The organism is Streptomyces sp. NPDC107559, assembly GCF_055657365.1.
The window spans coordinates 146,793-164,966 of the sequence record NZ_JBVKBD010000001.1 but is presented as its reverse complement, the minus strand read 5'-3'; the positions used below and the strand labels follow the sequence as shown (position 1 = coordinate 164,966).

The 18,174-nt window shown below is 71.1% G+C and carries 18 protein-coding genes; 5 read left to right on the top strand and 13 right to left on the bottom strand.

Translation table 11 applies throughout. From position 1 onward, the window contains the following. Positions 1–112 precede the first annotated feature (112 nt). From ACZ7OY_RS00655 to clpS, 7 genes are all read right to left on the bottom strand, one after another. Positions 113–1,063 carry a PLP-dependent cysteine synthase family protein gene (locus ACZ7OY_RS00655; protein WP_392610795.1) on the bottom strand — a complete coding sequence of 317 codons (951 nt, stop codon included), beginning with the start codon at positions 1,061–1,063 and terminating at the stop codon, positions 113–115. 17 nt (positions 1,064–1,080) lie between these two features. Continuing rightward, the gene (locus ACZ7OY_RS00650; RefSeq protein WP_471909377.1) at positions 1,081–1,359 is read right to left on the bottom strand and encodes a MoaD/ThiS family protein; all 279 of its coding nucleotides are present in this window, start codon (positions 1,357–1,359) and stop codon (positions 1,081–1,083) included. Positions 1,360–1,488: 129 nt separating this feature from the next. Next, entirely contained in the window at positions 1,489–1,584 is a 96-nt protein-coding gene (locus tag ACZ7OY_RS00645; protein ID WP_238427166.1) for a winged helix-turn-helix domain-containing protein, read from the bottom strand. A 79-nt stretch (positions 1,585–1,663) separates the two neighbouring features. Continuing rightward, positions 1,664–2,086 carry a M67 family metallopeptidase gene (locus ACZ7OY_RS00640; protein WP_471909376.1) on the bottom strand — a complete coding sequence of 141 codons (423 nt, stop codon included), beginning with the start codon at positions 2,084–2,086 and terminating at the stop codon, positions 1,664–1,666. 134 nt (positions 2,087–2,220) lie between these two features. Further along, positions 2,221–3,645, bottom strand: coding sequence for an amino acid permease (locus ACZ7OY_RS00635; RefSeq protein WP_471909375.1), 1,425 nt, complete (start codon positions 3,643–3,645; stop codon positions 2,221–2,223). A 348-nt stretch (positions 3,646–3,993) separates the two neighbouring features. Beyond that, entirely contained in the window at positions 3,994–4,599 is a 606-nt protein-coding gene (locus ACZ7OY_RS00630) for a DUF2017 domain-containing protein (RefSeq protein WP_471909374.1), read from the bottom strand. Positions 4,600–4,611: 12 nt separating this feature from the next. Beyond that, entirely contained in the window at positions 4,612–4,929 is a 318-nt protein-coding gene (gene clpS / locus ACZ7OY_RS00625; protein WP_152892859.1) for an ATP-dependent Clp protease adapter ClpS, read from the bottom strand. A gap of 96 nt (positions 4,930–5,025) precedes the next feature. Here clpS and ACZ7OY_RS00620 point away from each other — a divergent pair, with 96 nt between their 5' ends. Both ACZ7OY_RS00620 and ACZ7OY_RS00615 read left to right on the top strand, forming a co-directional pair. Then, on the top strand, positions 5,026–6,372 hold the full coding sequence (locus ACZ7OY_RS00620) for a nicotinate phosphoribosyltransferase (RefSeq protein WP_471909373.1): 1,347 nt from the start codon (positions 5,026–5,028) through the stop codon (positions 6,370–6,372). A 184-nt stretch (positions 6,373–6,556) separates the two neighbouring features. Next, on the top strand, positions 6,557–7,141 hold the full coding sequence (locus ACZ7OY_RS00615) for an isochorismatase family protein (RefSeq protein WP_351600389.1): 585 nt from the start codon (positions 6,557–6,559) through the stop codon (positions 7,139–7,141). 36 nt (positions 7,142–7,177) lie between these two features. On the opposite strand, the gene ACZ7OY_RS00610 is transcribed toward ACZ7OY_RS00615, so the two are convergent. Both ACZ7OY_RS00610 and ACZ7OY_RS00605 read right to left on the bottom strand, forming a co-directional pair. Beyond that, on the bottom strand, positions 7,178–7,507 hold the full coding sequence (locus ACZ7OY_RS00610) for a hypothetical protein (protein ID WP_351600391.1): 330 nt from the start codon (positions 7,505–7,507) through the stop codon (positions 7,178–7,180). A 121-nt stretch (positions 7,508–7,628) separates the two neighbouring features. After that, positions 7,629–9,977: an immune inhibitor A domain-containing protein gene (locus tag ACZ7OY_RS00605; RefSeq protein ID WP_471909372.1), complete on the bottom strand. Its 2,349-nt coding sequence runs from the start codon at positions 9,975–9,977 to the stop codon at positions 7,629–7,631. A gap of 401 nt (positions 9,978–10,378) precedes the next feature. On the opposite strand from ACZ7OY_RS00605, the gene ACZ7OY_RS00600 reads away from it, so the two are divergent. Continuing rightward, positions 10,379–10,684 (top strand): hypothetical protein, encoded by a 306-nt coding sequence (locus tag ACZ7OY_RS00600; RefSeq protein WP_471909371.1) that lies wholly within the window; start codon positions 10,379–10,381, stop codon positions 10,682–10,684. A 72-nt stretch (positions 10,685–10,756) separates the two neighbouring features. Here the strand turns inward: ACZ7OY_RS00600 and ACZ7OY_RS00595 are convergent, their stop codons facing one another. Next, positions 10,757–11,551 (bottom strand): RDD family protein, encoded by a 795-nt coding sequence (locus ACZ7OY_RS00595; RefSeq protein ID WP_471909370.1) that lies wholly within the window; start codon positions 11,549–11,551, stop codon positions 10,757–10,759. A gap of 71 nt (positions 11,552–11,622) precedes the next feature. Continuing rightward, positions 11,623–13,113, bottom strand: a complete 1,491-nt coding sequence (locus tag ACZ7OY_RS00590; RefSeq protein ID WP_471909369.1) for an RDD family protein — start codon at positions 13,111–13,113, stop codon at positions 11,623–11,625. A 253-nt stretch (positions 13,114–13,366) separates the two neighbouring features. Between ACZ7OY_RS00590 and ACZ7OY_RS00585 the strand changes: the two genes are divergently transcribed. After that, positions 13,367–13,843 carry an SsgA family sporulation/cell division regulator gene (locus tag ACZ7OY_RS00585; protein ID WP_384734003.1) on the top strand — a complete coding sequence of 159 codons (477 nt, stop codon included), beginning with the start codon at positions 13,367–13,369 and terminating at the stop codon, positions 13,841–13,843. A gap of 38 nt (positions 13,844–13,881) precedes the next feature. Here the strand turns inward: ACZ7OY_RS00585 and ACZ7OY_RS00580 are convergent, their stop codons facing one another. Next, the gene (locus ACZ7OY_RS00580) at positions 13,882–15,300 is read right to left on the bottom strand and encodes an FAD-binding oxidoreductase (protein WP_471909368.1); all 1,419 of its coding nucleotides are present in this window, start codon (positions 15,298–15,300) and stop codon (positions 13,882–13,884) included. A gap of 92 nt (positions 15,301–15,392) precedes the next feature. Between ACZ7OY_RS00580 and ACZ7OY_RS00575 the strand changes: the two genes are divergently transcribed. Further along, positions 15,393–16,868 (top strand): tetratricopeptide repeat protein, encoded by a 1,476-nt coding sequence (locus ACZ7OY_RS00575; RefSeq protein ID WP_471909367.1) that lies wholly within the window; start codon positions 15,393–15,395, stop codon positions 16,866–16,868. Positions 16,869–16,974: 106 nt separating this feature from the next. Here the strand turns inward: ACZ7OY_RS00575 and hppD are convergent, their stop codons facing one another. Further along, complete coding sequence (hppD, locus tag ACZ7OY_RS00570) at positions 16,975–18,123, bottom strand: 4-hydroxyphenylpyruvate dioxygenase (protein ID WP_471909366.1); 1,149 nt, start codon at positions 18,121–18,123, stop codon at positions 16,975–16,977. Positions 18,124–18,174: the final 51 nt, after the last annotated feature.

Here is an 18,174-nt window from a genome sequence, read left to right as displayed (position 1 = left end):
AGACCGTAGCCCGCCCGGGGAGGGGGCGGGCAGGCCCGGAGGAAGATCTTTGCCGCCTCATAACGCGCCTTAGCCCCCTCATGAGAGGGGGTTGGCGCATCGATGAGAAGGGCTATGCCCAGAGCTGGCCCTGGAGGGTCTCGATGGCCTGCTCGGTGGTGGCCGCGGTGTAGACGCCGGTGGAGAGGTACTTCCAGCCGCCGTCGGCCACCACGAAGACGATGTCGGCGCTCTCGCCCGCCTTGACCGCCTTGGTGCCGACGCCGATCGCGGCGTGCAGGGCGGCACCGGTGGAGACGCCCGCGAAGATGCCCTCCTGCTGGAGGAGCTCGCGGGTGCGGGTGACGGCGTCCGCGGAACCGACGGAGAAGCGGGTGGTCAGGACGGAGGCGTCGTAGAGCTCGGGGACGAAGCCCTCGTCGAGGTTGCGCAGGCCGTAGACGAGGTCGTCGTAGCGCGGTTCGGCGGCGACGATCTTGACGTCCGGCTTGTGCTCGCGCAGGAACCGGCCCACGCCCATGAGGGTGCCCGTGGTGCCGAGGCCGGCCACGAAGTGGGTGACGGAGGGCAGGTCGGCGAGGATCTCGGGGCCGGTGGTGGCGTAGTGGGCGCCCGCGTTGTCGGGGTTGCCGTACTGGTAGAGCATCACCCAGTCGGGGTGCTCGGCGGCCAGTTCCTTGGCGACGCGCACGGCGGTGTTGGAGCCGCCCGCGGCCGGGGAGGGGATGATCTCGGCGCCCCACATGCCGAGCAGGTCCCGGCGCTCCTGGGAGGTGTTCTCGGGCATGACGCAGACCATGCGGTAGCCCTTGAGCTTGGCCGCCATGGCCAGGGAGATGCCGGTGTTGCCCGAGGTGGGTTCGAGGATCGTGCAGCCGGGAGTGAGCCGGCCGTCCTTCTCGGCCTGCTCGATCATGTGCAGGGCGGGACGGTCCTTGACCGAGCCGGTGGGGTTGCGGTCCTCCAGCTTGGCCCAGATGCGGACGTCAGCGGACGGCGACAACCGCGGCAGGCGCACCAGAGGGGTGTTGCCCACCGCGGCCAGCGGGGAGTCGTAGCGCATGGGTGCCCGAAGACCGATCAGACCATGCCGCCGGCGACGGCCGGCAGGATCGTGACGTTGTCGCCGTCGGTCAGCTTGGTGTTGATGCCGTCGAGGAAGCGGACGTCCTCGTCGTTGAGGTAGACGTTGACGAAGCGGCGCAGCTCGCCGTTGTCCACGATGCGGGCCTGGATGCCCGCGTGGCGGGTGTCGAGGTCGGCGAACAGCTCGGCGAGGGTCTCCCCGTTGGCGTCGACCGCCTTCGCGCCGTCGGTGTAGGTGCGGAGGATGGTGGGGATGCGGACCTCGATGGCCATGGCTGAGGGCTCCTGTCGGGAGTGGCGGGTTCGGTGGGCGCGCGGCGGTGCCGGGCGTGGTGGCGCGGATCGGGCGCCGCGGCTCACGGGCCGTACGGCGGCAGGGGTCGGCGTCAGCAGGGGTCGGCGTCAACAGATGGCGCTGGCGAGCCTGCACAGGTCGACGTGCAGCCGCGCCACGAGCAGTGCGCCCGGCGTCTTCTCGCTCACGTCGTACAGAACCATGGGCTCATCGTATCGATTCCCGGTCCGGGTTCCGGAGTGTCATCCCACATGACGGACTTTTTTCGACCGAGGGGCGAGATCAGTAGGACTCCACGACCTTGACCTCCTCCTCCGTCACCTCTCCTTCGACGATCCGGAAGGAGCGGAACTGGAACTCTCCGGCGTCGTCGGTGTCCGCGGTGGAGACGAGGACGTAGTGGGCGCCGGGCTCGTTGGCGTAGGAGAGGTCGGTGCGGGAGGGGTAGGCCTCGGTCGCGGTGTGGGAGTGGTAGATGATCACCGGCTCCTCGTCGCGGTCGTCCATCTCCCGGTAGAGCTTGAGCAGGTCCTGCGAGTCGAACTCGTAGAACGTGGGCGAGCGGGCGGCGTTCAGCATGGGGATGAAGCGCTCGGGGCGGCCTTCGCCCACCGGGCCCGCGACGACGCCGCAGGCCTCGTCGGGGTGGTCCTGGCGCGCGTGGGCGACGATCCGGTCGTACAGGTCCTGGGTGATGGTCAGCATGCCGGTCAGGATAGACAGACGGGCCCTGCCGTACCGAAGAGTGGTACGGCAGGGCCCGTATGCCGGACGTCCTGAGCGGCTGCCACGGGGGGCGCCACGAGTGCTCCCCGCGGCCGGACGTCCTGGGAGGGTGGTCAGCCCACGTTCTCGAACTCCGGGGCGCGGCGCTCGGCGACCTGGGGGTTGCGGGCCTTGAGGACCGCCCAGCCGACGGCCAGGGCGGCGGCCCAGACGGCCATCACGTACAGGCAGATGCGGGAGTCCGCGTCGTACGCGATCAGGCCGGTGACGAAGAGCAGGAACGCGACGGCGACGTAGCTGCACTTGGCGCCGCCAGGGGCGGGGAAGGACGAGGCCGGGAGGCGGCCCGCCTCGACCGCGCGGCGGTAGAGGATGTGGCTGACCAGGATCATCAGCCAGGTCCAGATGCCGGCTCCGGTGGCCACCGAGGTGACGTACCCGAAGGCCTTCGCGGGGACGACGTAGTTGAGGACCACGCCGATGCCCATGAAGAGCACGGAGACGGTGATGCCGAGGGCGGGCGTCTTGGTCGTGGACAGCTTGGCGAAGACCTTCGGGGCCTCGCCGTTGTCGGCCAGGTTCCGCAGCATGCGGCCCGTGGAGTACATGCCCGAGTTGCAGGAGGACAGGGCGGCGGTGAGGACCACGAAGTTGACGATGCCGGCGCCGGCCGGGATGCCGATCACGGCGAACGCCTTCACGAAGGGGCTCACCCCCGGCACGAACTCGGTCCACTTCACGACGCAGAGGATGACGGTGAGGGCACCGACGTAGAAGAGGGCGATGCGCCAGGGGAGGGTGTTGATGGCCTTCGGGAGGGTCTTCTCGGGGTTCTCGGACTCGCCCGCGGTGACGCCGACGAGCTCGACGGCGAGGTAGGCGAACATGACGCCCTGGAGGGTCATCAGGGAGGAGCCGATGCCGTTGGGGAAGAAGCCGTCGAACTGCCACAGGTTGCCCACGGAGGCGGTGTCACCGGCGGAGCTGAAGCCGAAGGTGAGGACGCCGAGGCCGATCACGATCATGCCGATCAGGGCGGTGACCTTGACCATCGAGGCCCAGAACTCGATCTCGCCGAAGACCTTCACGGAGATCAGGTTGGCCACGAAGAGGATGATCAGGAAGACCAGCGCCGACACCCATTGGTGGATCGACGGGAACCAGTAGTTGATGTAGATGGCGGCGGCGGTGAGCTCGGCCATGCCGGTGACCACCCACATCAGCCAGTACGTCCAGGCCGTGAAGTAGCCGAAGAAGGGGCCGAGGAACTCGCGGGAGTACTCCGCGAAGGAGCCCGAGACCGGGCGGTAGAGCAGGAGCTCGCCGAGCGCCCGCATGATGAAGAAGATGATCACGCCCGCGAGGGCGTACATCACGATGAGGCTGGGGCCGGCCTTGGCGATGTTCGCCCCGGCGTTCAGGAAGAGGCCGACGCCGATGGCGCCGCCGATCGCGATCATCTGGACCTGACGGCTGCCGAGCCCGCGCTCGTACCCCTCTTCGGGGGTGCTGTCCTTGTCGACCTGTACCGAGGTCATGTGTGGTGCGCCTTTCTCCATGCCGACCCAGGCCTTTCGTCGGCCTCGGATCGGGTTGCGATCCCCCCGGATGTATGGAGCGAGCGGGCTCGGGGCTCTCCGAGTCCGCTCCGTGCCTGGCCGACGGTCGTCGGCTCGGTGGCGCACCCGGCGGGGGCATGGGTGGTCCTCGCCGGGCGGTCGTGAAGATTTATCACGCCCCTACTCTTGATCGTCGGGGCGATTTGTGGCGCAACGCACAGGTAGAAGCGGCCAAAGGGTGCACAAAGTGGACACAGTCGGCCGCTGGGGTAATGCGATCGTTATCCGGATTTGAGCGTCCGCTGAGCGAACGCCCGCCCGGGTGGATCAGGGCAGGAGGGTGGACACGAGCGTCTCCTGGAGCCCGCCCAGCCAGAGATAGGCCATCACCATCGGCTTGCGCGGGTCCTCGTCCGGGAGGCGGTAGAGGAGGTCGGTGTCGTCCTCGTCGGTGATCTCCAGCCGGGCGCCGATCGCCAGCCGCAGGTCGTTGAGGGCGCTCAGCCACTGCCGGGACTCGCCGGGCGACAGCTTGAGCACCGCGCCGCTGTCACCGGCGGCGGAGGTGAGCGCGTCCAGGGTCCGGATCACCGCCAGCGCGTTCTCGCGCTTGCCGGCCCGCAGGTCGTTCTCGGTGTACCGGCGGAACTCGGCGGAGTGCGCCCGCCGCTCCTCCGCCTCCTCGGGTCCCGGGGTGGCCTCCGGGTCGCCGTAGGCGTCGGGGAAGAGCCGTCTGAGGACCGGGTCGGCGGGCGGCTCGCTCGGACCCTCGGCGAACAGCTCGGCGAGCGGGTCGGCCGAGGCGTCCTCGGCGGGGCCGGGGCCGATGAGCTCCAGGAGCTGGACGGTCAGCGAGCGGATGATGGAGATCTCGACGTCGTCGAGGGCGACGGCCGCGCCGCCGCCGGGGAGCGGTTCGAAGTGTCCTGGCATGGAGGCGATTCGCTACTTCCGGTCCTGCTGGAGGGTGGCCCACAGACCGTAGCCGTGCATGGCCTGCACGTCGCGTTCCATCTCCTCGCGACTGCCGCTGGAGACGACCGCCCGGCCCTTGTGGTGGACGTCGAGCATGAGCTTGGTGGCCTTGTCCTTGGTGTAGCCGAAGTACGACTGGAAGACGTACGTCACATAGCTCATCAGGTTGACCGGGTCGTTGTGGACGATCGTCACCCAGGGGACGTCGGGCTCGGGTACAGCGAAGACCTCCTCCGCCGACTCGGTGCGTTCGATCTCCAGGGGTGCGGGTGACGTCACAGAGCCCATGCTGCCACCCGAGGGGGGTGGTCGCACAAACAGCCCGCCCGCGGCACCCCGAAACTGAAATCGTCAAACTGACGAAATGGGGGTACGATCCGGGTCATGGACGTAGCGGACCTTGGGCTGCCGGTGGACGTTCCCTCTACCGCGCTCTTCACCGACCAGTACGAACTGACCATGCTCCAGGCCGCACTCAAGGCGGGCACCGCCGAGCGGCGCAGCGTGTTCGAGGTGTTCACCCGGCGGCTGCCGGAAGGGCGGCGCTACGGCGTCGTCGCGGGCACCGGGCGCGTGCTGGACGCGATCGAGAACTTCCGCTTCGACGCGGACGTCCTCGCCTTCCTGCGCGAACGCGCCGTCGTCGACGAGGCGACCCTGGCCTGGCTCGCCGCCTTCCGGTTCTCCGGTGACGTGTGGGGCTATCCCGAGGGCGAGGTGTACTTCCCGGGCTCGCCGATCATGCGGGTCGAGGGCACCTTCGCGGAATGCGTGCTGCTGGAGACCGTGATCCTGTCCGTCCTCAACCACGACTCGGCCATCGCGGCCGCCGCCTCCCGGATGTCCTCGGCCGCCCGGGGGCGGCCGCTGATCGAGATGGGCGCCCGGCGCACCCACGAGCTGGCCGCGGTCGCCTCGGCGCGCGCCGCCTACGTGGGCGGTTTCAGCTCCACCTCCGACCTGGCGGCCGGTTTCCGCTACAACATCCCGACCGTCGGCACCTCCGCCCACGCCTTCACCCTGCTGCACGACCGGGAGCGGGACGCCTTCCAGGCGCAGGTCGCCTCGCTGGGCCGGGGCACGACCCTGCTGGTGGACACCTACGACGTCGCCGAGGCGGTCCGTACGGCGGTCGAGATCGCCGGGCCCGAGCTGGGCGCGGTGCGCATCGACTCCGGCGACCTGCTGCTGGTCGCGCACCGGGTGCGCCAGCAGCTCGACGAGCTGGGCGCCACCGACACGAAGATCATCGTGACCTCCGACCTGGACGAGTACGCGATCGCCTCGCTGGCGGCGTCGCCGGTGGACGCGTACGGCGTCGGTACGCAGCTGGTGACCGGGTCCGGGCACCCGACCTGCTCGATGGTGTACAAGCTGGTCGCCCGCGCCGGTTCGACCGACCCGAAGGCGCCGCTGCTGCCGGTGGCGAAGAAGTCCGGCGGCGGCAAGACCTCCATCGGCGGCCGCAAGTGGGCGGCGCGGCGGCTGGACGCGTACGGGGTCGCCGAGGCCGAGGTCGTAGGCACCGGAGCGGTGCCGGCCGAGCTGCTCGACCGGCGGCTGCTGGTCGATCTGGTCAAGGGCGGCGAGGTCGTCGCCCGCGAGCCCCTGGACGCCGCACGCGACCGGCACCGGGCGGCCCTGGCCGGTCTGCCGCTGTCGGCCGCCCAGCTGTCCCGGGGAGAACCCGTCCTTCCTACGGAGTACGTCCACGGACGGTCGGGTAGCTAGAGCGAGTGCTCGCACGCACGACCCCGGCCGCCCCCTCCCGTACCGCCCGCGAAGTCTCTAGGCTCGGAACTTCCCGGCCGGGTCCCTGTCCCGCACCGTCCCCCGACCGCTCCCCCGACCCCTCGCCCGTCCTCCACCGCCGTCCTCTCCCCCACCGCGATCCCACTGCCGAAGGACATCCGCCATGCGCCGCGCCTTGATCGTCGTAGATGTGCAGAACGACTTCTGCGAGGGAGGCAGCCTCGCGGTGGCCGGGGGTGCCGACGTCGCCGCCGCGATCACCGAGCTGATCGGGCAGGCGCCCGCCGGCTACCGGCACGTGGTGGCCACCCGTGACCACCACATCGCGCCCGGCGGCCATTTCGCCGACAACCCGGACTTCGTCCGCTCCTGGCCCGCGCACTGCGTCGCCGGTACGGAGGGGGTGGGCTTCCACCCGAACTTCGCGCCCGTGGTCGCCTCCGGGGCGATCGACGCCGTGTTCGACAAGGGGGCGTACGCGGCGGCGTACAGCGGCTTCGAGGGCGCCGACGAGAACGGGGTGCCGCTGGGCGACTGGCTCAGGGCGCGCGAGATCGACGAGGTGGACGTGGTGGGCATCGCCACCGACCACTGTGTACGGGCCACCGCCCTGGACGCCGTACGGCAGGGCTTCCGCACCCATGTGCTCCTCGACCTGACCGCCGGGGTGGCCGAGGAGAGCACCGGCCGGGCGCTGGAGGAGCTGCGCGCGGCGGGGGTGGAGCTGACCGGCAAGCCGGTCGTCTGAGCCGGCGGGCCCGTCAGACGGGGGCCGGCGGACCCGTCAGACGGGGGCCGTCGGCTGTCTGAGCAGGGCACGGATGGGGTGCCACAGCTCCGGCGGGGTGACCTCGCCGCAGGGCGTCTTGCGCCATATCAGGCCGTCGGGATGGTGCAGGACGGCGGTGATCTCGTCCGGTGTCGGCGGGGCCGCGTTGCCCCGCAGGTAGACGGCGCGCATTCCGAGGTTGCGCAGCCTGGTCAGGGCCCGGGCACGGTTGCGGGCGTGCACGAGCACCCGGACACCGGGCGAGCCGTCGGCGTCGGGGCTGGGCAGGTTCAGCGCCACCACCACCATGCCGTCCGGCAACTTGCAGAAACCTCCCACAGCCATGCGGTCATACCCCCGTGCGCATCGGTGTCAATAAGAAATCCACAGCACGCACCTAAACACGATCGGCGGCAACCCGCCAAGGGGTTGCCGCCGATACGCCTGTGACCTGCTAAAACGCGATCTACTTGTGGGACGGGGTGACCAGGAGCTTGATCGTCGAGCCGCTCAGCGGCTGCTGGACGATCGTGATCCGGGTGTTGGTGTCAGTGATCTTGACACCGGCGTACGGGTTCGACGCGTCGTAGTACGTCGAGCGGGCGTCGTCGAAGACCGGGACCCCGGCCTGCGACTTGATCTTGGTGGCGACGTCGGCCTTGTGCAGCGTGACGGCGTCGGTCGGGTACCAGCCGAACGGGGAGTCGTAGGCCTGGATGCGGTTGCGCATCAGCGTGCCGTCCGCCCACTTCAGCGGCTTCGGGTGCGAGTCGATCGGCAGGATCAGGCCAGTGCCCGGGTGCGCGCTGGTGTTGTCGTCGACCTGGGAGGTGTCCCACTTCCAGATCAGCAGACCGGTCTGGTAGCCGTAGTGCTCCACCCAGTCCGGACGGGTCGTCGAGAAGCCGAAGTTGTACGGACCGGTCTTCAACTGCTGGTCGTACGACACGTACTGGCGGTTCTCGGCGATGTAGTACTGGTCGTAGTCGTCCGTGACGGACGCGCCGACGCGGGTGAAGCCGGCCGCCGTCCAGGCCGCGTCCGCGGACTCGACGTTGTCGGAGAACACCGTGGCACCGTCGGCGGTCACGGTGATCTCGTCGGCCGTGAAGCCCTTCAGCGCCGCACCGCCGTCGGTCTGGTAGCGGAAGCGCAGGTCGACCTTCTTGCCCGCGTAGGCGTCGAGCGGGAACGTCAGCTTCTGGTACGCGGTCACCGAACCGGTGAGGGCGGGCTTGCCGCTGCCGTCACGCGGGATGGCGGTGCCGTCGGCCAGAGTGCCGTCGACCGGCGTCCAGTTGGCGCCGCCGTCGGTGGAGACCTCGGTGTAGAGGTAGTCGTAGTCCTGCTCGATGTCCCACCAGCCGTCGAGGGTGAGGCTCGCGGACGCCTTGCCGGTCAGATCGACCGAGCGGGTCAGGGTGTTGTGCAGGTCGTTGCCGCTGCCGCTCCACCACTGCGTGGCGCCCTGGGCCGGGGTGACGACGTCCGTGGTGACCGTCTTCTTCGGCAGCTGGACCACGAGGGCCTGCGGGTTCTTGGTGTTGTACTCCGCGACGCCCAGCGTGTGCGCGGACAGCTTGCCGGCCTTCGCCACGTCGTAGTCGAGCCAGCCGAGCTGGAGCTTGTCCCAGGCGTTCATGTCGCCGGGCAGGTCGCCGATGGCGTTCTTGCCGGTGCCGAGCCAGGAACCGGACGACATCAGCGTCCAGAAGCCGGTGGAGTTCTCGCCGCCCGCGGTGTCGTACTCGTCGGGCAGGCCGAGGTCGTGGCCGTACTCGTGGGCGTAGACGCCCAGGCCGCCGTTCTCCGGCTGGATGGTGTAGTCGCCGACCCAGATGCCGGTGTCACCGATCTGCGTGCCGCCGAGCCTGTTGGTGTCCGGGCCGGTGGAACCGGCGTCGGTGCCGAAGGCGTACCAGCGGTGCGCCCAGATCGCGTCCTCGCCCTGGGCGCCGCCGCCCGCGGACTCGTCCTCACCGGCGTGCACGATCTGGAAGTGGTCGATGTAGCCGTCGGGCTCGTTGAAGTTGCCGTCGCCGTCGTAGTCGTAGCGGTCCCACTGGTCGTACTGGGCCAGCTCGGTCCGGATCTGGGCGGCGGTGTCGCCGGCCGCCTCGCGCTGGGCGACCCAGGCGTTGACGCCGTCCTGCACCGCGTACCAGGCGCCGGTGGCGGCGTCGTTGGAGCCGTAACGGGCCTCGTTGTAGGGGACCTTGACCCAGTCGGTGACCTCGCCGTCGACCGAGTAGCGGCCCGAGGACTGCTTCTCGTAGTACTTCTTCAGCGACTCGGTGTTCTTGCCGGTGCCGAAGTACAGGTCCTGGAAGTGCGCCTGGTTGTAGTCCGCCTGCCAGGCGGTGCTGTTGTCCTTGGCGCGGTCCGGAGCGGCGATCTGGTTGTGCAGCGGGCCCGCGGTGCCGCCGTAGCGGCTGTCGACCTGGTCGCCGAACTCCACCAGGATCGTGAAGATCTTGTCGGTCTTCTCGCGGCCGAGCTCGACGTACTTGCTGCCGCCCTGCTTGCCCTTCAGCTGGACGACCTGCGAGCCGTTGCGGTCCTTGACCGTGGCCTGGCCGGATATGACCTGCTGGAGAGCCTCCTTGCGCTGCGCGTCCTGAGTCTTGCTCAGGGGGCCGTCGAAGTCGTGCTCCTTGCTCTTGACCGGCTGCGGATCGTGCCGGTCCACCACGGGGCTTCCCGCGGACGTGCTCTCCGCGGCCTGCGCCACCGCGAAGGTCGAGAACGTCACCGAGGCCGCCGCTAGGGCGACGACCGTGGCGGCCGCTCTGAAGGTCCTGGGTCTGCTGCTCACTTGATGTCCTCCCCTGACGCAACCGAACGCGCGGAAGGGGGTCCTGTTCAGGAAAGGTCCGCGCACGGTTAAACGCGTGTAGTCAAGTGACGTCATTTGACTACTGGTTTACGAGAAAAGACAGACCTTGACTTGAGCAGGACAACTGCACTATGCGAAGCAGGAGTTCGTATTACGGACATGACGCTGTAACACAACAGGCGCGCGCGACAGCCCGCTTGGCGGACTCCATGACTCCGTGCGCCCCCCGTGCATCAGCGCTGTCGGTTAGGTCACGCTTACCGTTCGTTCCGCTCGGGCATGCAGCCGATTAGAGTCGACTGGCGGAAGGCCAGGAAGTCGGCGGAATGCCAGGCCGCTACCCCTCTGACCCCACTTTCTCATCCGAGGACACGATTGCCATGCCTCGTCCGACTGCCGCACAGCTCGCCTACGGTTCCTCCACCGTGATCTTCTCGACGCTCGCCATGCTGCTGCTGTCACAGACGAGTTCGGGCCTGGGGATCGCGGTCATCGCCCTCGCGGCACTCGCGCTGGGGCTCCTGGTCTCGATGACGGTCCCGCTGCCGAAGTCACGCGCCGCCTCGGCCGGGACGCACGCGGACGCCGGAGCCCCGGTCTCGCCCGAACTCGTCGAGACCGCCCACGGCGTTCAGACCGTCGCGGCCGTCGAGGCGGTCGAGGAGCGGGTGCCGACGGCCGGTTGACACAGGAGCCACCCCAGGACGACAGGACGGCGGGCCCGCGCAAACGCGGGCCCGCCGTCCTGTCGTCCTGGGTCAACCGGTGCTGACCACCACCGTCTTGGCCGCCTTGTCGTGCAGCCCCTGCTTGTAGGGCCGGTCGAAGAAGCTCCAGCCGCCCGCGATGGCCGTCCAGATGCAGGCGCAGCAGAAGGCGAACGGGATCCACAGCACCGCCGCGCGCACCAGCGAGGTCTGGGTGGAGGGCGTCGCGCCGTCGGAGAGGTCCGCCACCCGCATGCCCAGCCACTTCTTGCCGAGGGTCTGCCCCGACCTGCTGATCAGGAAGGTGTCGTAGGCGATGTAGAGCACGGCGGCGATGAGCGACTGGGTGAAGGACCTGCCGTAGGAGATCCGGTCGGCGTCCATCCCGAACTCGTGGACCCCGATGGGCCAGGTGACCAGCCAGACGACGATGCCGACGAGGATCATGTCGATGATCCGGGCCAGGGTGCGCCTGCCGCTGTCCGCGAGCGGGGGCATGCCGGCCAGCGGGTCGGCCGGGTACGGGCCGCCGCCGTAGGGACCTCCGCCGCCGTACGGGTCACCGCCGTAGGGACCGCCGCCGGGGGGCGGGGGCTGACCGCCGTAGGGACCGCCGCCGTACGGACCACCGCCGCCGGGGGGCGGCTGACCACCGTCGTGGGGGCCACCGCCGCCCTGGGGCCACCCCCCGCCCGGCGGCGGCTGACCGCCCGGCGGCGGGGTCTGCGGGCCGCCCTGGGGCGCGTCGTACGGCGAACCGGCGCCCGGCCCGGGCGGGGGCTGCTTTCTGAACGGGTCGTCGTCCGGTGGCTGCGGTCCGGAGCCGGGGGGCGGTTCGCTGCTCATGGCCCGAGTCGACCTCGAACCGCCCGGTTCCGCATCCGGCGAGCGGCCGTCCGGAGTACGGACCGTCGTGGTCAGTCCGCCACGAAGGTGTGGGCCGCCTTGTCGTGCCAGCACTGGTGCCACGGGCGGTCGAACAGGCACCACAGGACACCCACGACGCCGAAGCCGAGCAGCCCGGGAACGCTGTAGACGAGCCAGCGGCGCAGGGCCGCGCCGAAGGCCGGGGGCTCGTGGCCCTCGATGTCCCGTACCTCGAGACCGAGCAGCTTCTTGCCCAGCGTGCGGCCCCAACGGGCGGTGGGCAGTACCTCGTAGAGGACGCCGAAGCCGAGCAGGACGGCGAGGACGATCCCGAGGTACACCGACGTCGTGCCGTCGAGCAGCCAGACCGTGACGGTCCGGCCGGACAGCTTGGCCGCGTCGATCTTCTCGTCGATGTGGTCGACCGCCTTCGTGCCGAGCGGGACCGCTGCGACGGCGGTGACCGCCGCGAGGACCAGGGTGTCGACGAACCGGGCGGCGAACCGCTTGCCGAGCCCCGCGGGCCGGGCCGCCGCCTGACGCCGGGCGGCCGCCTGGAACACGTCCTCGACCGGCGGCTTCCAGGGCGCCACGGGCCCGCCGTCCTGCGCGCCCGCCAGCCGGTGCACCTGCTGCGCCCAGGAGGGCTGTCCGCCGCCCGCCCCGCCGCCCATCGGCGTCATCGGCAGGCCGCCAGCGGCGGCAGCGGCGGGGGCCGGGGCGGGCCGGCCGAGCGGTGCGGCCTGCGGGGGGACACCGGCGGCCGCGGGAGCCTCCGCGGGGGTGCGTCCGGGCGCCTGGGCGGCCCCCGCACGGGCCGCCGCGGCCTTCCCGGCCCCGAAGCCGGGTCGTGCGGCGGCGCCGCCCGCGGGCGCCCCGACGGGCCCCTGCGGGCCCGCCCCCGGTGCGCCGTCCTGCTGCTCCGCGCGCGGGGGTACGGGCCGGAAGGTCATGGTGCCGTCGTCCCCGCCGGGGCCGCCGGGACGCGAGACGTCGCCGGGGGCCGGGCCGGCCGGGGTGCCCGGCGTCGCCGCGGGCCCGGCCGTCGGCCGACGCAGGACGAACGAGTCGTCGACGGCGCGCTCACCGGGGTCCGCGGCCGCGGCGGGCGTCGCCGTACCGTCCGCACCGGACGGGTGGCCGTCGGACGCGGGGACCCGGGGGTCGGCGCCCTGCGCGGTGCCCCAGGAGACCCGGCGGTCCTGGCCGGCGCCGAAACCGGACTGTCGGGAGGGGTCGGCGCCCCAGGCGGACGCGGGCTCGGGACGGCTGCCGTGCTGGGCTTCGGCCGGGGTGACCGGACGCGGCTGCGGGTCCTCGTCGAAGAAGTGCGGGCCGGTCTCCTCGACCGGCGCGGGCGCGGGCTGCTGCGGGGCGGCGGCCGGCGGGACGAGCGGCGCTCCGTCGGACGGGGCCGGACGGCTGGTGCCCGGTACCCAGGAGGCACCGTTCCAGTACCGGACATAGCCAGGAATGGACGGGTCCGGGTAGTAGCCCTCGCGGGGCCTGTCGTCACCGGATGCCGGGGTTGGGGCGCTCATGTCCGTCGTCCCGTATCTGCTCGGAGGTCAAATGAGGGCCTCCACATCTATCAGACGAGCGCAATCCGCACCGCCACTCCCGCCCGACCCACCTCTTTCCGGGCAACCTCGTGCATCTGCTTCACACGCTCGGAAGGAAGTGCCGGAGAAAAGTTCCGCGAACCCGCGTAATGGTTGCCTCCCGTGCCTCTCTCACCCGGGCGGGCCCATCCCGGCGGCCCCCGCACGAGAGACGAGAGAGGAACGCAGCGCCATGAAGGAGACCGTGGTCGAGCGCGAGCTGGAGCTCACGCTCATCCTGTCGCCGGAGCACAGCATCCCCGTCCCGGCCCGGCTCACCTACCGCGGAGCCGATCCGTACGCCGTCCACATCGGCTTCCACATCCATTCCGAGCACCCCGTGCACTGGACCTTCGCCCGTGAGCTGCTGGTGGAGGGGGTGTTCCGGCCGTGCGGACACGGGGACGTGCGGGTGTGGCCGACGAAGGTCGCGGGCCGGGGCGTGGTGCTGATCGCGCTCAGCGCGCCGGAGGGGGACGCGCTGCTGGAGGCCCCGGCGGCGCAGGTGTCGGCCTGGCTGGAGCGCACGCTGCGGCTGGTGCCGCCGGGGACGGAGGGCGAACAGCTCGGGCTGGACGACGGCCTGGCCGAACTCCTCACCCCGACGCCCGTGGACGAGCTGTGGCTGCGCGACCCGTGGCCGTCGGACGAGTCCCAGGACGGGGAGTGAGGCGCGAGGTCCCGGCGGGAGGGGAGCCGCGAGAGGGGTCAGAACAGCTTGCCCGGGTTCAGGATGCCCAGCGGGTCGAAGACCTGCTTGACGGCCCGCTGCATCTCCAGTCCCACCGGCCCGAGTTCACGCGCCAGCCACTCCTTCTTCAGCACGCCCACGCCGTGCTCGCCGGTGATGGTGCCGCCGAGCTCCAGGCCGAGCGCCATGATCTCGTCGAAGGACTCGCGGGCCCGCGCGGACTCGTCGGGATCCAGGGCGTCGAAGCAGACCGTCGGATGGGTGTTGCCGTCGCCCGCGTGCGCGCAGACGCCGATGGTCAGCCGGTACTTCTCGGCGATCCGCTCGACCCCCTCCAGCATCTCGCCGAGCCGTGAGCGCGGCACGCACACGTCGTCGATCATCGTCGTGCCCTTGACCGCCTCCAGCGCGACCAGCGACATCCGGCGGGCCTGGAGCAGCAGTTCGGACTCGGCGGCGTCGTCGGCCGGTACGACCTGGGTGGCACCGGCCGCCTCGCACAGGGCGGCGACGGCCGCGAGGTCGGCGGCCGGGTCGGGCGTGTCGAAGGCGGCCAGGAGCAGCGCCTCGGTGGTCTCCGGCAGGCCCATGTGGGCGAGGTCGTTGACGGCCTTCACCGTCGTACGGTCCATGAGTTCGAGGAGGGACGGCACATGGCCCCCGGCCATGATCTCGCACACCGCGTCGCACGCGGCGGCGGCGGAGGCGAACTCGGCGGCCAGCACCAGCTGCTGCGGCGGCTTCGGCCGGAGCGCCAGCACGGCCCGTACGACGATGCCGAGCGAGCCCTCGGAGCCGACGAACAGCCGGGTCAGGTCGTACCCGGCGACGCCCTTGGCGGTGCGGCGGCCGGTGGACATCAGCCGGCCGTCGGCCAGCACCACGTCCAGACCGAGGACGTACTCGGCCGTGACCCCGTACTTCACGCAGCACAGGCCGCCGGAGGCGGTGCCGATGTTGCCGCCGATCGTGCAGGTCTCCCAGCTGGAGGGGTCGGGCGGGTAGTACAGCCCGTGCTCGTCGACCGCCCGGGACAGGACGGCGTTGACGACGCCCGGCTCGACCACGGCGATCCGGTCGACCGGGCTGATCTCCAGGATCCGGTCCATCCTCGTCAGCGACAGCGCGATACAGCCCTCGGAGGTGTTGGCACCGCCGGACAGGCCGGTGCGGGCGCCCTGCGGGACGACGGGCACCCGCAGTTCGGTGGCGACCCGCATGACGTGCTGGACCTGCTCGACGGTACGCGGGAGCACGACCGCGGCCGGGACGCCGGCCGGGCAGAAGCTGGCCATGTCGTTGGCGTACGAGGCGGTGACGTCGGGGTCGGTGAGGACCGCGTCGGCGGGCAGGCCGTCCCGAAGACGGTCGAGGAGGTTTCCGGTCGGGTTTCCGGTCGCTTCGTCACGAGGCGCTTCGATACGGCTCATGATCACAGGTTCGCACTCGCGGCCATCGGTGTGAACCCCGTCCGCGGCTCCCTTCGGCTGCCGCGATGTGGTCGCCGCGCTCCCGCACAGTGAGCGCCATGGACGGAAAACCACCGACTTCCGTGACCTCGTCCCGACTGCCGGGTTCCGCCGGGCGTGTCGTCCGGCGGCTGCTGCTCGTCGCGGCCGTGGTGTGCACCACGCTGGGCGCGACGTTGCTGCTGCTGCCGACGGCGACGACGACGCGGCGGCCGGCCGTGGTGCACCCTGCTCCGGCGCTCGGGGCCCAGGCGTACGGGGCGCGGGCGCTGGCCGCGGTCAGGAGCGGGGCGCCGGCGGCGCTGCCCGATCTGACGGCGCTGATCGGGCAGCGCGAGACGTATCTGCGGGCCCACCCGAAGGACGGCGCGTCCTGGGCGGTGCTCGGGGCCGCCTATGTGCAGCGGGGACGGCGGACGGCGGAGGTCGCCTTCTACCCGCTGGCCGAGAAGGCGCTGCGCACCTCGCTGAGCACGCTGCCCAAGGGCAACACGGAGGCGCTGGACGGCCTTGCGGCGCTGGCGAACGCGCGCCGTGACTTCCCGGCCGCGCGCAAGTGGGGCGAGACGGCGCTGAAGCAGGAGCCGAAGCGGTGGACGACGTATCCGCTGCTGATCGACGCGTACACCGGGCTCGGCGACTACAAGAAGGCCCGCAGCACCCTCGACCGGCTGATGGCGCTGCACAAGGGGCCGGCCACGCTGGCCGAGGCCGCCGCGGTCTACCGGGACCGGGGCTGGCGCGAGGACGCGGCGGCCACGCTCACCGACGCGGCGGCGGGCGCGCAAAGCCCGGCGGAGCAGGCGGCGTACCAGGAGCAGGCCGGGCAGCTGGCGTGGGAGCGCGGGGACACGGCGGAGGCACTGCGGCGCTTCGAGGAAGCGGTACGGCTGGACCACGACCAGTGGGCCGCGCTGGCCGGGCGGGGGCGGGTGCTGGCGGCGCTGGGGCGGACGACGGAGGCGGTGGCCGCCTACCGGGCGGCGCTGGCCGGGCAGCCGCTGCCGCAGTACGCGCTGGAGCTGGGCGAGCTGTACGAGTCGCTGGGCCTCGCACAGAAGGCGCAGAAGCAGTACGACCTGGTGCGGGCGCGGGTCGGCGCCGCGGCCGTGGGTGGGGCGGACGAGGAGCTGGTGCTCGGGCTGTTCGAGGCGGACCACGGCGATCCGGACACCGCGGTGCGGCGGTTGCGCGCCGAGTGGCGGCGGCAGCCGGGTATCGCGGTGGCCGACGCGCTGGGGTGGGCGCTGCACCGGACCGGGGAGGACGAGGAGGCGCTGAAGTTCGCCGGGACCGCGACGGACAAGGTCCACGGGGGCGGGGTGCGCAGTGCCCTGTACGCGTATCACCGGGGGGTGATCGAGCAGCATCTGGACCGGAAGGCTTCCGCGCGCCGGCATCTCGAGGACGCGCTGCGGATCAATCCGGACTTCTCGCTGCTGGGCGCGCCGGCCGCGCGGGCGGCGCTGGCAAAGCTGGGCGAACCGGACGGGAGTCTGCCGCCGGACGTGAAGGGGCCGGGGAGCAAGAGGTAGGGGGCGGGCGGTGTGAGGGGTGCGGGCGGGCGGCCGGGGGGCGGCGCAGCCGACGGGCCGACCGGGTGCCGGTCGGCCCGTCCTCACGTGCGGTCGAAGCGGGCAGTCACAGGTTGCCGCGCTTCTCCTGCTCGCGCTCGATCGCCTCGAACAGGGCCTTGAAGTTGCCCTTGCCGAAGCCCATCGAGCCGTGCCGCTCGATCATCTCGAAGAAGACCGTCGGACGGTCCTGGACCGGCTTGGTGAAGATCTGGAGCAGGTAGCCGTCCTCGTCGCGGTCGGCGAGGATCTTCAGCTCGCGCAGGGTCTCCACGGGGACGCGGGTGTCGCCGACCCACTCGCCGAGGGTGTCGTAGTAGGAGTCGGGGGTGTCCAGGAACTCCACGCCAGCCGCGCGCATCGTCCGTACGGTGCGCACGATGTCGTTCGTGTTGAGCGCGATGTGCTGGACGCCGGCGCCGCCGTAGAACTCCAGGTACTCGTCGATCTGGGACTTCTTCTTGGCGACGGCGGGCTCGTTGATCGGGAACTTGACCTTGAGCGTGCCGTCGGCGACGACCTTCGACATCAGCGCGCTGTACTCGGTCGCGATGTCGTCGCCCACGAACTCCTTCATGTTCGTGAAGCCCATGACCTTGTTGTAGAAGCCGACCCACTCGTTCATCCGGCCGAGCTCGACGTTGCCGACGCAGTGGTCGACGGCCTGGAAGGTGCGCTGGGCGGGCGGCTCGACGATCGGGCCCGCGGTCACGAAACCGGGCAGGTAGGGGCCGTCGTAGCCGGAGCGGTCCACGAGCGTGTGGCGGGTCTCGCCGTACGTCGCGATCGCGGCCAGGACCACCGTGCCGTGCTCGTCCTTGAGCTCGTAGGGCTCGGCGACCGAGCGGGCGCCGTGCTCGATCGCGTAGGCGTACGCGCGGCGGGCGTCCGGGACCTCGATGGCGAGGTCGACGACGCCGTCGCCGTGCTCGGCCACGTGCTGGGCCAGGAAGTGACCCCAGGCGGTGGTGGGCTTGATCACGGAGGTGAGGACGAAGCGGGCCGAACCGTTCTCCAGGACGTAGCTCGCGGTCTCGCGGTTGCCGGTCTCCGGTCCGGAGTAGGCCACCCGGCGCATGCCGAAGGCGCTGGAGTAGTAGTGCGCGGCCTGCTTGGCGTTGCCCACGGCGAAGACGACCGCGTCCATTCCCTTGACCGGGAAGGGATCGTCCTGCCGGGCGGTCGTGTCGGGAGTGTGGTCTGTGGTCTGGGTCATGGCGGCAGCCTGTCCCTGCCCTGCAAGGTGCGCAATAGTTCGCGTATTCAT